This window comes from Lysobacter sp. GQ73, from assembly GCF_059758755.1.
The window spans coordinates 67949-82772 of sequence record NZ_JCAXEE010000002.1 but is presented as its reverse complement, the minus strand read 5'-3'; the positions used below and the strand labels follow the sequence as shown (position 1 = coordinate 82772).

General features: G+C 68.4%; 3 protein-coding genes. All 3 read left to right on the top strand.

Going from position 1 to position 14824, the window contains the following annotated elements; all coding sequences use genetic code 11:
• Nucleotides 1-92 precede the first annotated feature (92 nt).
• A complete protein-coding gene (locus tag AC6CH2_RS05290; RefSeq protein ID WP_498268282.1) occupies nucleotides 93-1031 on the top strand; it encodes a DUF6929 family protein in 939 nt (312 codons plus the stop codon).
• A gap of 68 nt (nucleotides 1032-1099) precedes the next feature.
• Nucleotides 1100-1414, top strand: a complete 315-nt coding sequence (locus AC6CH2_RS05285; RefSeq protein WP_498268281.1) for a hypothetical protein — start codon at nucleotides 1100-1102, stop codon at nucleotides 1412-1414.
• Nucleotides 1415-1921: 507 nt separating this feature from the next.
• Nucleotides 1922-14653: an autotransporter-associated beta strand repeat-containing protein gene (locus tag AC6CH2_RS05280; RefSeq protein WP_498268280.1), complete on the top strand. Its 12732-nt coding sequence runs from the start codon at nucleotides 1922-1924 to the stop codon at nucleotides 14651-14653.
• Nucleotides 14654-14824: the final 171 nt, after the last annotated feature.

Below are 14824 nucleotides of genomic sequence, written 5' to 3'. Positions count from 1 at the left end.
TATCATGGCCGTTACGTGTCGGGGCATCGGCCCAGCCACGACCGCCCACGACCTGACTGGACATAATGCGAGACCCTGCACTGCCTCCGGCAATGATCCTGACGACGCCGGTTCGCGCGCTGGAAATCGACCCGGCCTCGCATCCTCGGGGGCAGCCGCACATCAGCTCGGCCAGCGGCCTGGCGATCGTGGGCGACTGGTTCTATATCGTCGCCGACGACGAGAATCACCTGGTCGCTTTGCGTAGCGACGATGTGGAAGCCGGAACATTGCGGATGCTGCCCCTGCTGGAGGCGCCGCTGCCGACGCATCCCGCGCAGCGCAAGCGCCGGAAGAGGGACCTGGAGGCGCTCTTCCATGTGCCGGGGGACGAAGACCGTTCGCCGATGTTGGTCGCCTGGGGCTCCGGTTCGCGTACGCAACGCGACTTCGCCTATGTCGTCGATCTCGACGCGAACGGCGGCCTTTCCGGCGTCGCGCGAGCGGTTTCCCTGACGCGATTGCACGACGTGCTGCGCCGTCATGTCGGAGAACTCAACATCGAGGCCGGGTTGGTAAGGGGCGACGACCTGTTCTTGTTCAGCCGGGCCAACCGCAGCGCGCCGGTAAACGGATGCTTTCGCCTCGACCTGGGCCTGGCGATCGGTTTTCTGTTGGCCGATGAGCGCGCGGCAGAAGTGCCCCCGGTGCGCTTCACCGAACTCGATCTGGGCCGAATCGGCGAAGTGCCTCTCGGCATTACCGATGCGACTGCTCTCGAGGAAGGCGGCTGGCTGCTCACCGCCGTGGCGGAAGATGCCTCGAACGCCTACGACGACGGCCGATGCGCCGGGGCCGTGTTGGCGGCGTGCGACCCGAGCGGCAAGGTGGTGTGGACGGGACAGCTGGATGGCGACGTCAAGGTGGAGGGCATTGCTTTCGATGAGCAGGGCGCGCTCTGGCTGACGACCGATGCCGACGACCCCCGCGTGCCGTCGGGGCTCCGTCGTCTGCGATGGCCTCCGCCCGGGTACGGCCCGCGGGCTGGGTAGTCGATCGACCAGATCGCGGATGCCTGGCAGGATGGCGCCGTGCGCGGTTTACCCTGGCCCAAGGTGCAGTGGACAAGATCCTCCTCACCACGCTTCGCTACTTGGCCAACTGCGCCGTCGTGTTCGCGGCACACGTGGTCGCCTCCGGTGTACTGACCAGCTACGGCTCGGCCTATCCAGCGCCTCTCGGGAGTCAGATACCTGCGTTCTCGGTCGCGGCCGTCTCGCTGATGCAGAACAGTGCCCTGCTGTGCCTCGGCGCGCTGCTCGTGTCAGCCGCGCCGGCACTATCGGCCCTGCTTCGCGCGCCGTCGCGCGAGTCGAAGTTGTACCGGGTTTCTTCCCTGGCCATCGTCAACTACCACGTCGGCATCTCCTGGTAGGGGCCGTGGCGGTCGGGTTTTTCTGGAGGCCGAAGCTCGCCAGTAGCCTGTGACGGATCGTCCGTATCGATGCCGTCGCGGTTCGACTCGCCGGGAACCGGCTTGCCCTGGCGTCGACTGTTTCGCTATCCGATGCTCACCGAAACTCACGCTTCCTCACTGCCGCAATACGTGGTCGAGGAAGGCGTCACTGCCGCTTGCGACTTGGCCGTTCTCGGGTGTAGAACCTCGCCAAGGGCTCGATAGTGCATGCAATGGGGAGCGGCGCTATTTCAGTGTCGAAATCAGGATGCGAATCCCGAGGCCGAACTGCTCTGTCTTGTTCGTCGTGCGTCGCTTCCGGTCGGCGCACGCAATTAGCCGCACTCAGCCGTATTGGGCCGCCTCCTTGCACAGCCCGCGACCGCTTCATCCAGCACCTCGGCATTGCCTGCATCCAAAGAGTCATCACCGACGTATCCCAAAGGCTTCGCCGTCAGGCGTGCGCGACTTCACACGGAGAAACACATGAATCGCATTTTCCGCATCCTCTGGTCGCAGGCGCTGAACTCGTGGGTGGTCGTTTCCGAACTCGCCACCTCGCGCGGCAAGGGCGGCGGCGGGGTCGACAAGCGAAAGGGCGCGGGCACGCTGGCGTTGACGCTCGACCGAGACCAGGTCGAAGGCACGCCGCCGGCATGCAGCTGGCCGTTGCGACTGGGCATGTTCTTCGCGTTGCTGTCGCCGTATGCGATGACACAAGCGGCGGACCGGCACTGGGACGTCAACCGTACCTCGATCGGTCTGGGGGGCACCGGCATCTGGGATGCGGGGAATGCTTTCTGGAGCACCAACAACGATGGCGTGAGCGGCCCCTACAGCGTGTGGAACAACGCGGCCCTGGACGACGCCTTCTTCGGCGGCACCGCCGGCACCGTCACCTTGGGCGGGCCCATCACCGTCCACAACATGACGTTCCAGACCAGCGGCTACACAATCACCGGTAACACCCTGACCCTGGGCGGGGTCAACCCGACCATCTCGGTCTCGGGTACGGCCACCATCGCCTCGACGATCAACAGCACCAGCGGATTGACCAAGACCGGTACCGGCACGCTGATCCTGTCGGGCAACAACAGTTTCGGCGGCGGCATGACCGTCAACGGGGGCGCGCTCAACGTGAGCGGCACCAACAGCTTCGTCGGCGACATCAATATCAATGGCGCGCTGATCGCCACGGGCGCCGCCGGCCTCGGGGCCGCGACCAACAACATCAACGTCACCGGGTCGTTGAACATCGGAACCGTCGGAGGCACCCTGGCGGGGCGCACGGTAACGCTCACCGGAGCCACGAGCATTCAGGGCGGCGGCGTAGGCGGCGCCTTCTATACCGGCACCGGCAACCTCTTCGTGGCCGATGCCAATACACTGAACAACGACGCCAATAACTACACCGGCACGACCGGGGCCAATCGCGGCTTGTCCTTCACGTCCGTGCGCAACTTGGGAGAGGCGAGTGCTCTCGGCGCGCCCACCACGGTCGCCAACGGCACCATCTCCCTGTCGAATCCGCTCAATTCGAGCGCCACCCACTCGTATATCGGCGACGGCGATACGTCGAATCGCAACTGGCTCATCAGCTCCATCGACAACCGCTCGGCGGGGCTCGCCAACGCCGGCACAGGCACGCTGACCCTGACCGGCAATATTCAGTCAGCAGGCGGTACGGCGGGGCTCGCTGCGCAAACGGCCGATCTGGAGCTGCTGGGCGTCATCTCCGGCGGCCGGGTCGCACTTGCGGCGAATGCCGGGCGGGTCATCACTCTCGGTAACGCCAACACGAACGCCGGCGTCAACATCACCGGCGCGGGGACGGTCAGGGCCAGCGTGATCGGCAATACCGGCGTCGCCAGTTCGCTGGGCACCGGCATCACCAGCATCGGCAGCAACGGCACGCTGAGCTATACCGGTGCCGCCGCCAGCAGCGACCGTGGCTGGACCATCAGCCAAGGCACCCTCGCCAACAACGGCAGTGGCGCCCTGACGCTGACGGGTCCGGCGACCATCGGCGGCACCGCTACCCTCGGCGGTGCTTTCACAGGCGGCGCCAACGTACTTGCCGGGGTCGTGTCCGGTGGCGGCAACCTGCGCAGCGCCGGCGCCGGCACCTGGGTGCTCACCGGCGCCAATACTTACACCGGCAGCACCATCGTCGACAGCGGCGTGCTGCGCGCGGGCTCGGCCGGGGCCTTCGGCGCGTCCACCAGCTTCGTCGTCAACGGCGGCACGCTCGACATGAACGGTTTCGACAAGACCCTGCCCAACATCACCGGCAGCGGCGGCACGGTGGCGCTGGGCAGCGCCATCCTGACCTTGCAGGGCGCGAGCGGGGGCACCGGCACCTACGCCGGCAGCATCACCGGCAACGGCGGCCTGACCAAGCTGGGCGCCAGCACCCAGACCCTGACCGGCGCCAGCACCTACACCGGCGATACCACCATCGGCGGCGGCATCCTCGCTCTGGACTTCAGCCCTGCCGGCGGCCCCGGCAGCGACATCATCGGCAGCGGTTCCACCCTAAACCTGGGCGGCGGCCGGCTCAACGTCGTCGGCGCCAACGGCGAAAGCAACAGCCAAACCTTCGACGGCCTGAACATCACCGGCAGCAACAACACCATCGACGCCAGGTCCGGCGTCGGCGGCAGTCTCACCGTCAACCTGGGCGCCATCACCCGCACCGGGGGACTGATCAACTTCAACCTGCCCACCAGCGGCAACATCACCACCACCAACACCGTGCTCGGCGGCTGGGCCACGGTCAACGGCACCGACTATGCCAAGGTGGTAGGCGGCAACATCGCCGCCTTCGTCGACGCCGACTACACCGACAAGGACAACGCCGCCAATTGGCTGGCCAACGAATACATCACCGACGTGAACGGCTTCTTCGGCGCGGTGAGCGGCAGCGTCCAGCTGGCCGGCCTGCGCTACACCGCGCCGACCTCGACCACCGTAACGGTGAACCCGGGCGAGACCCTGGGCGTGGACGGCACCATCATCGTGGCGCCCACGGTGGTGAACACCAATCAACTGATCACCGGCGGGATGATCACCGGCCCGGTCGGCGGCGCATTGGGCGTGCAGCAGAACAGCACCGGCAACTTCACCATCGCCTCGCAGATCGTCGACAACGGCGGCAGCATCGGCTTCATCAAGGCAGGCACCGGCCTGGTCACCCTGGCCGGCACCGACAATACCTACACCGGCGCCACCCAGGTGGTGCAGGGCACGCTGGCGGTCGCCGACATCGGCAACGGCGGCGCCGCCAGCGGCATCGGCGCCTCGTCGGCCGATCCGGCCAACCTGCGCCTGGAAGGCGCCACCTTGCGCTACACCGGCCCAGGCGATAGCAGCGATCGCGGTTTCACCTTCACCAGGTCCGGCGCCATCGTCGGCTCCGGCGTCGAAGTCACCAATGCCGGCGCCAATCTGATCTTCGGCGGGCTGGTCACCAGCCCCGACGCCGCCAACTTCACCAAGAGCGGCGCCGGCACTCTGACCCTGTCCAACGACAGCAACGACTTCACCGGCATCACCACCGTCAGCGGCGGCCTGCTGTCGGTCGACACGCTGGCCAACGGCGGCGTGGCCAGCGGCATCGGCGCGGCCGCCAGTGCATCGGCCAACCTCGTCCTCGCCGGCGGCGGCCTGCAATACACCGGCGGCACGGTGAGCATCGACCGCGGTTTCACCGTGGGCGCCGGCAACGGCTCCATCGAGGTCGGCAACGGCGCGACGACCCTGACCGTCAGCGGCGCGGTGGTCGGCAGCGGCCGGCTGACCAAGAACGGCGACGGCACCCTGGTGCTGTCCGGCGCCAACACCTACGGCGGAGGCAACACGGTCAACCGCGGCATTCTGCGTGCCGGCTCGACCCAGGCGTTCGGCGCGGCCAACGGACCGATGACCCTGGCCAACACGGCGGGGGTGCTGCTGGATCTGGACGGATTCAACAACGGCATCGGACCGCTGAGCGGCGGCGGCGTCAACGGCGGCAACATCACCCTCGACGCCGGCACCCTGACGATCAACGGAGACGGCGGCAACTACTCGGGCACCATCAGCGGCACCGGCGGTCTCACCCGCGCCGGCGGCGGCACCCAGACTTTCAATGGCTGCAACAACACCTACACTGGCCCCACCAGCCTGCAGGGTGCCACCTTGAGCGTGGACTGCCTGGCCAACGGCGGAATCGTCAGCGGCATCGGCGCTTCGGGCAGCGCTCCTACCAACCTGGTCTTCAACAGCGGCGGTTTGAGCTACACCGGTGGCAGCGTCACCACCGATCGCGGCTTTCAGCTTGCCGGCGGCAACAGCTCGATCAACGTGACCAACGCCGCCACCACGCTGCAGTTCACCGGCCAGATCATCGGCGCAGGCGCCATGACGAAAGCCGGCGCGGGCACCCTGGTCCTGTCCGGCACAAACACCTCCACCGGCAATACCCAGGTTACGGGTGGAATACTGCGCGCGGCCACGAACAATGCCTTTGGCCCCCAAGGGTTCATGACCTTGAGCAACACCGCGGGGGTGCTGCTGGATCTGGCCGGCTTCGACACGACGGTGACCGCGCTCAACGGCGGCGGCACCACCGGCGGAAACATCATCCTGGGCGACGCCGTGCTGACCCTCACCAACGGCGGCAGCAGCTACGCCGGAGCCATCAGCGGCACCGGCAGCTTGATCAAGAACGGCGGCGGCGAACAGGCGCTCACCGGCTGCAACAGCAGCTACACCGGCCCCACGGTCATCAACGCCGGCACCCTGACCGTCACTTGCCTGGGCAACGGCGGCGTCGCCAGTTCGATCGGCGCCTCCGGTTCCGCGCCCACCAACCTGACGATCAACGGTACCTTGCGTTACGTCGGCACCGGCGCCAGCACCGATCGCGAATTCACCCTGGGGACGAGCGGCGGAGCCATCGACTCGTCCGGCACCGGCACCGTCACCTTCGCCCACACCGGTCCGGTGACCCTGGCCGGCGCCAACACCGCGCGCACTCTGACCCTGGCCGGCGCCAACACCGGCGACAACGTGTTCTCCGCGCAACTGGACAACAACGGCACCGGCGCTACCTCGCTGACCAAGGCCGGCACCGGCACCTGGCGCCTGACCAACAACAACAGCACCTACACCGGCGTCACCACCATCAATGGCGGCGTGCTCAGCGTCGACCAGATGGCCAACGGCGGCGTCGCCAGCAGCATGGGCGCCTCGTCCAATGCCGCCTCCAACCTGGTGATCGGCAACAGCTCGACCTTGCGCTATACCGGTGCGGGCGACAGCACCGACCGATTGTTCACGCTCACCTCCGGTGTCAGCTTCATCGAGTCTTCGGGCACCGGCGCGATCCAGTTCACCAACACCGGCGCGGTCGTGCTGTCGGGCACCAACACCGCGCGCACCCTCGCGCTCGGCGGCACCAACACCGGCGCCAACACCTTCGGCGGCACGATCGGCGACAACGGCACCGGTCGGACCACCTTGGCCAAGAACGACAGCGGCAACTGGATACTCACCGGCAACAACACCTTCACCGGCAATACCGTCATCAACGACGGCAACCTGACGGTCGGCAACGGCGGCACCACCGGCAATGTCGGCGCGGGCGATGTGATCGTGGATTCGCCCACCTCCACGCTGACGCTCAACCGCAGCGACACCCTTACCCTCACCGGTACGCTGAGCGGTCCCGGCACGCTGGCGCAGATCGGCACCGGCACCAGCGTACTGACCTCGCCGTTCAACAGCATCGGTGCGACCACGATCGGCGCCGGCACGCTGCAACTGACGGGCGGGCTGACGACGCCGACCGTCGCGATGACCGGAACCTCCGCATTGGCGGTAACCGGAGCCGGTTCGCTGACAGGGCCCAATGGAACCCGGACCGCGATCACCGGCGATTCGGGCAACCAGACCATCACGATGGCCGGCACCGGTGTGTTCGCGGCACAGGGCGATCTCGGCGACGGCAGCGATACCTTCAACCTGAGCGGCGGATACAGCGGCGGTGTCCTGGGCCTGGGGGCCGGCGACGATACCCTGGTCATGAACGACGGCGCGGTGATCGGCTCCGGCGCCAGCATCGATGCCGGCACCGGCAGCGCCGACAACCTGGTCTTCAACAATGCCGTCGCCCGCAGCTTCGACGGTTCGGGCACGGCCGGTTTCGAAATGCTGACCAAGCAGAACACCGGCGTGCTGACCCTGACCGGCAGCCAGGCCTTCAGTGCAGGCACCGCCATCCAGGGCGGCACCCTGGATGTCGATGGCGTGCTGGATACGCCGAGCATAGCGATGTCCGCGGGCACCACCTTGAATGTGGGCGGCACCGTGCAGGCGGCCGGTGGCGCTGCGACGGCGATCACCGGCGACGCCGGCGTCAATACCGTGCTGATCGGTGCCGGCGCGATATTGAACGGCAACGGCGATCTCGGAGCGGGCAGCGATGTCGTGATGCTGGGCGGCACCTTGAACTCCGGCGCGACCGCATTGAGCCTGGGCGGCGACGACGATACCTTCACCCTGACCGACGGCGCGGTGCTCGGCGGCGCAGGCATCGAAGGCGGTGTCGGCGGCAGCGATCTGTTGGTGATCGACAATGCTCTGGACCTGACCTTCGACGGCGGCACCACGACCGGGTTCGAACGTCTGTCCAAGCAAAATGCCGGCACCGCCACCATGACCGGCAGCCAGAGCTTCAGCGACGGCACCGCCATCGACGGCGGTACGCTGAACGTGGCCGGCGCGCTGGAAACCCCGACCGTGGCCTTGGCCGACGGGACGACGCTGTCGGTCGAAGGCTCGGTGCAGGCGGCGTTCGGGACGACCACGGCGATCACCGGCAGCGCCGGCGCGAACACCGTGCTCGTGGCCGCGGGCGGCGCCTTGCTCGCCAGCGGCAGTCTGGGCGACGGCGGCGATGTACTCGATGTGGCCGGCAGTCTGGATACGGGCGCGGGCGCGTTCGACCTGGGCGCCGGCGACGACACCTTGACCATCCACGACGGCACCGACATCGTCGGTACGGTCGTGGCCGGCGCGGGCAACGACACCTTCAACACCGACATCGCGACCGTCGCCGACCTCGGCGCGGTGCAGGGCTTCGAGACCCTGAGCAAGTCCGGCGCCGGCGTGCTCAACGTCAACGGCCCCTTGAGTTCCGACTTCACCTCGGTCGACGTATCGGCCGGCATCTTGAACATCGGTGCGGGCGGCAGCGTCAACGCGGCCCCGGGTAATGTCCTCACCACTACGGTCGGCGCGGGCGCGACCTTGAACGTCGACGGAAGTTACGGCTGCGGCGCCGACAACGACAGCATGACCGTGTCCGGCACCGTATCGGGCAGCGGCACCATCGATCTATGCGGCGGCGACGATACCTTGACCCTCAACGACGGCGCGGTGCTGAACGCGGTCGTCAGCGGCGGCACCGGCGCCGGCGACACCCTGGTGCTGAACAACGCCGGTGCATTGACCTTCGACGGCGGCGACACGAGCAACTTCGAAGTGCTGCAAAAAACCAACTCCGGTGTGGCGACCGTGACCGGAGCGTCGAGCTTCGTCGCCGGAACCGCCGTCCTGGGCGGCACCCTGGACGTGGACGGTTCCCTGGAAACGCCGGTGGTCGGCCTGGCCGACAACACCGTGCTCAACATCGACGGCTCGTTGCAAGCGGCCGGCGCGACGACCGCAACCCTCACCGGCAGCACCGGCACGAACACCGTCAGTGTCGGCGCCGGCGGCAATCTGCTGGCGAGCGGCGATCTCGGCGACGGCAACGACATCCTCGATGTGGCCGGCCGCCTGGACACCGGCCCCGGCGTGTTCGACCTCGGCGCCGGCGACGACGTCCTGACCATCCACGACGGCACCCGCATCGTCGGGACCGTCGTGGCCGGCGCGGGCAACGACACCTTCAACACCCATATCGCCACCGTCGCCGACCTCGGCGCGGTGCAAGGCTTCGAGACCCTCGCCAAGAGCGGAGCCGGCGTGCTCAACCTCAACGGCCCGCTGAGCTCGGATTTCACCGCCGTCGATGTGCAGGCCGGCGTCTTGAACGTGACCGCATCGGGCAGCGTCACTCCGGCACCGGGCGGCAGCCTGGCCACCAACGTAGCCAGCGGCGCGACCTTGAACGTCGACGGCAGCTATAACGGCGGCAGCAACGCCGATACCTTCACCGTCGCAGGCACGGTCAGCGGCAGCGGCGCCATCGACCTGGGCGACGGCGACGACACCCTGACCTTGAACGACGGTGCGGTGCTGGCCAACGCGATCAGCGGTGGAGCAGGGTCGGGCGACGCCCTGCTGCTCAACAACGCCGGTGCCTTCACTTTAGACGCCGCCGACACCAGCGACTTCGAACTGCTGCAAAAGAACAATACCGGCGAGGCGACCCTGACCGGCACGCAGAACTTCGCCGGCGGCACCGCCTTGAACGGCGGCACGCTCACCGTTGCCGGCAGTCTGGACACGCCGACCCTGACGATGGCCGATGCGACCACGCTCAACGTCGTCGGCAGCGTGCAAGGCGCAGGAGGCGCCGCGGCGGCCATCGCCGGCAGCGCCGGCAGCAACACCGTCACTATCGCCGCGGGCGCGAGCCTGCTCGCCGACGGCGGCCTGGGCGACGGCAGCGATGTTCTCGATGTCGCCGGCCGCCTCGACACCGGGGCGGGGACATTCGACCTGGGCGCGGGCGACGACACCCTGGGCATTCACGACGGCACCAACCTCGTCGGCACGGTCGTGGCCGGTGCCGGCACCGACCTGCTGAACGCAAACATCGCGACCAGCGCCGATCTCGGCGCGGTGCAGGGCTTCGAGACCCTCAGCAAGACCGGTGTCGGCGCGCTCAACGTCAACGGACCGGCGGGTTCCGATTTCGTCACCGTCGATGTACTCGCCGGCAGCTTGAACGTCGGCGCCGCCGGCAGCGTGGTCGCCCAGAACACCAGTATCGCCGGCGGTGCGGCCCTGAACCTGGACGGCAGCTACTCGGGCACCGCCGGCAACGACCGCTTCACCGTCGCCGGCACGGTCGCCGGCACCGGCGCGCTGCACCTGCTCGACGGCGACGACACGTTCACGATCCAGGACGGCGCCGATCTGTCCGGACTGAGCAACGCCGTCGACGGCGGCACCGGTGCCGACACCTTCGTCGCCGATCTGGGCGGCACGGCGACCCTGGGCGGGGCGATCAACTTCGAGACCCTGACCAAGACCAATACCGGCACCCTGCACGTCGAGGGCCCGGCCGCCTCGGCCTTCACCACCGTCAACGTCGATGGCGGCACGCTCGACATCGGTACCGGCGGCAGCATCAGCGGCGTCAACACCGCCATCGTCGCCAACGGCGCTAGCCTGATCGTCGACGGCGCCTTCGGTTTCACCACGGGCGCGGACAGTTTCACCGTGGCCGGCCACATCAGCGGCTCGAGCGTCATCGACATGCTCGACGGCGACGACCATCTGACCCTGCAGGACGGCGCCGACATGAGCGGCCTGGCCACGCCGATCGACGGCGGTGCCGGCATCGACACGCTGACCGCCGACTTCGCCGGCAACGCGACCCTCGGCGGTGCGATCGACTTCGAGACCCTGACCAAGACCAATACCGGCACCTTGAACATCGACGGCCCGGCGGCCTCGGCCTTCACCACCGTCAACGTCGACGGCGGCACCCTCGACATAGGCGCCGCCGGCAGCGTCAGCGGCGTGGTCACTACCACCGTCGCCGCCAGCGCGACCTTGAACGTCGACGGCAACTTCGCCGGCTCGGCCGGTGCCGATACGATGAACGTGTCCGGTACCGTCGCCGGCAGCGGCACGATCGACTTGGCCGCGGGCGACGACACGCTTACGCTCAACGACGGCGCGGTGTTGAATAACCTCATCGACGGCGGCGGTCACGGCACCGGCGATACGGTGGTGCTCAACAACGCCGGTGCGCTGAGCTTCGATGCCGGCAACACGGTCAATTTCGAGTTCCTGCAGAAGAACAACACCGGCGCCGCGACTCTGACCGGAATCCAGAGCTTCAGCGGCGGCACCACCGTGAACGGCGGCGAGCTGGCCATCGCCGGCGCGCTGAGCACGCCGACCGTGGCGATGAACGACGACACCACTGTGACCGTCGACGGCAGCCTGGACGCAGGGGCGGGCATCGCCGCCGCGATCACCGGCAGCGCCGGCGTCAACACGGTGACCATCAACGGTTCGGCTTTGGCCAGCGGGGACCTCGGCGCCGGCGAGGACGTGCTCGATGTGCTCGGCACCCTCGACACGTTGGGCGGCACATTCTTCCTCGGCGACGGCGACGACAGCTTCGTCGTCCACGACGGCACCACCGTGCTCGGCACCATCGACGGCGGCGCCGGTCTGGACACGCGCGTCTACAACATCAATCTGAGCGCGAACCTGGGTTCGCTGGCCAGTTTCGAAGGCGTCACCAAGACCGGCACCGGCGTGCTCAACGTCGCCGGCCCCGGCGCGACCGACCTGCAGGAAGTCAGCGTGCTCGGCGGCACCCTGAACATCGGCGCGGCCGGCAGCGTGGTCGCGACCGCGGGCCGTTCGCTGGCCACCGTGGTCGGCGCCGGCGCGACCTTGAACGTCGACGGCAGTTTCGGTTGCGGCGCCGCCGACGACACGATGAGCGTGTCGGGCACCGTGTCCGGCAGCGGCACCATCGATCTGTGCGGCGGCGAAGACGTGCTGACCCTCGGCGACGGCGCCGTGCTCAACGCCGTCGTCAGCGGCGGCGCGCACGGCAGCGGCGACACGGTGGTGCTCGACACCGCCAACGCCTTCAGCTTCGATGCCGGCAACACGATCAATTTCGAGTTCCTGCAGAAGGACAACGCCGGCGAGGCGACCTTGACCGGCACCCAGAGCTTCAGCGGCGGCACCGCCCTCAACGGCGGCACCCTGAGCGTGGCCGGCACCCTGCAGACGCCGACCTTGGCGATGGCCGACGGCACCACCTTGGCGATCGACGGCCGCGTGCAAGGCCTCGCCGCGGGCCAGACCGTGCTGACCGGCAGCGCCGGCACCAACACCGTCCAGGTGGCGGCCGGCGCGAGCCTGTTCGCCTCCGGCGACTTCGGCGACGGCGGCGACGTGTTCGACCTGGCCGGCACGCTCGATACCGGCAGCGGCGCGCTCGCGCTCGGCGCGGGCGACGACCGCTTCATCGTCCACGAAACCACCGTCGCGACCGGCACGGTCGAGGGCGGCCTCGGCAACGACACGCTCGAGGCCGACATCGGCGGCGGCTTCAGCGTGCCGCTGGGCAGCATGCTGGGTTTCGAATCGCTGGCCAAGTCCGGTGCCGGTGCGCTGCAGATCAACGGGCCGTCGGCGTTCATCGACGTCGAGGTGATCGGCGGCCTGCTCGAAGTCACCGCCGCCGGCAGCGTGTCCGCGCAGAACACTACAGTGGCCGCCGGCGCGACTCTGAAGGCCACCGGCCTCTACAGCGGCACCGCCGGCAACGACAGCTTCGCATCGTCGGGCACGGTGATCGGCCACTTCGAATTCGGCGCCGGCAACGACAGCGCCGATTTCCGCGGCGGCGAGCTCAGCGGGCTAACCCGCTTCGACGGCGGCGCCGGCGGCGAGGATCGGGTGAACTTCCACGGCATGACCCTGGACCAGAGCGACGTGAGCGCACTGTCCAACTGGGAGCGCGTGGACCTGCTCACCGGTACGCGCCTGACCCTCAGCGCGCCGTTGAACCTGACCGGCGGCCTGCTGTCGATCGACGGCACTTCGCAACTGATCGGCATGAACGGCGCGGCCCTGACCGGCAGCGTGGCCAATTCGGGGCTGATCAGCGTCGGCGGCGCCCGCTTCGGCATCAGCGGCAACTACACCGGTGGCGGCGCGCTGGCGCTGACGGTATCGCCGGGCGGCCAGAGCTCGGGCGGTTTGGACATCGGCGGCGACGTCGTGGGCAACACCGCGGTGACCTTCCTCGGCGACGGCAGCGAGACCCCGCAACAGCCGGCCTCGATCCGGGTGATCTCGGCGCCGAACGACAGCGCCGCGACCGCAGGCGACTTCACCGCCGCCGGCGCGAGCGACGGCGTGGTGCGCTTGAACGGCAGCGTGTTTCCGTGGACCTTCGACCGCCAGGGCGATGGCTGGTATCTCAACACCCAGGCCAGCGACATCCTGCCGGAGATCGGCGGCTACGCGGTATTGCCGAGCATCGGTGCCGCGCTGGCCCAGGAGAACAACCGCCTGCTGTTCGAACGCATGGCCGGCGTGCGCGGCGACACCCCGCGCTGCGGCTCGCACGAAGACGAGATGGAGCGCGCCTACTGGTCGCTGGAGGGGGATTGCCACGGCTTCTGGGTGGCGGCCACCGGCAGCGAGCTGGAGATGGGCGCCGATCCGGGCTTCGCCTTCAGCGGCGACACGCTCGGCCTGTACGTCGGCGTCGACGCGCAGCTGCAGGATCGCGAGACCCGCACCCTGCGCGGCGGCGTGTTCGTTGCGTTCCAGCACGGCAACTACTGGGCCAGCGGCGCCAATTCGACCGATCTGCAGGGCATCGGCGAGGCCAACGTGCGCGTCGATACGCCGATGGCCGGTATGTACGGCAGCGTCAGCTGGAAGCGCGGTGCCTACCTCGACATGACCCTGGTCGGCCAGTTGCCGGAGGCGACCATCGCTGTCGCCGACGGCTTCAAGGAAAAGATCGGCGGCAACAGCCTGACCGCGAGCGCGCAGCTCGGCCATCGCTTTCACTTGAGCAACGACTGGACCGTCGAGCCGCAAGTCAACCTGAGCGCCAGCGCGATGCAGTGGGAGGACGAGCTCGACAGCGGCGGCAAGCAGTTGGCGATGGACGACGATTTGTTGGGCACGGCGCGAGTGGCCGTCCGCGCCGACAGGCTGTTCGAGACCGCGGGCGGTGCGCAAATACGTCCGTGGGCGACGCTTGGCGTGCAGGACACCGTGGGTGAGAAGGAGAACGCTCTGGTCGTCATGCCGCCCACGGCCGCCGGTGAAGCGCAAGCGTTTCCGAACCACGAGCTGGGTGTGATGGCGACCGTCGATGTGGGCGTTGAAGCCGAGTTGGGCGAATCCGTCAGCTTGTTCGGCGTGTTGTCCTACGGCGAGAGCCTGGACGGCAGCGATGCCAGGCAGCGCCAGGCCAACCTGGGCGTGAGGGTGCGTTGGTGAGATAGGCGAGCGCGTCGGGGGCCGTGCCGGGGCACGGAAGCAGCCCAGCCCAGCCCGGCCCGACCGTCGGTGGGCGGGCGGCTTGAGGTGAGCGGACGCGTATGGCCGCCGGTGTCGGCATGGGTCCGACCGCGCCGGCACTGCGGTCGAAGTCCGGCCGGGCGGCGCCGT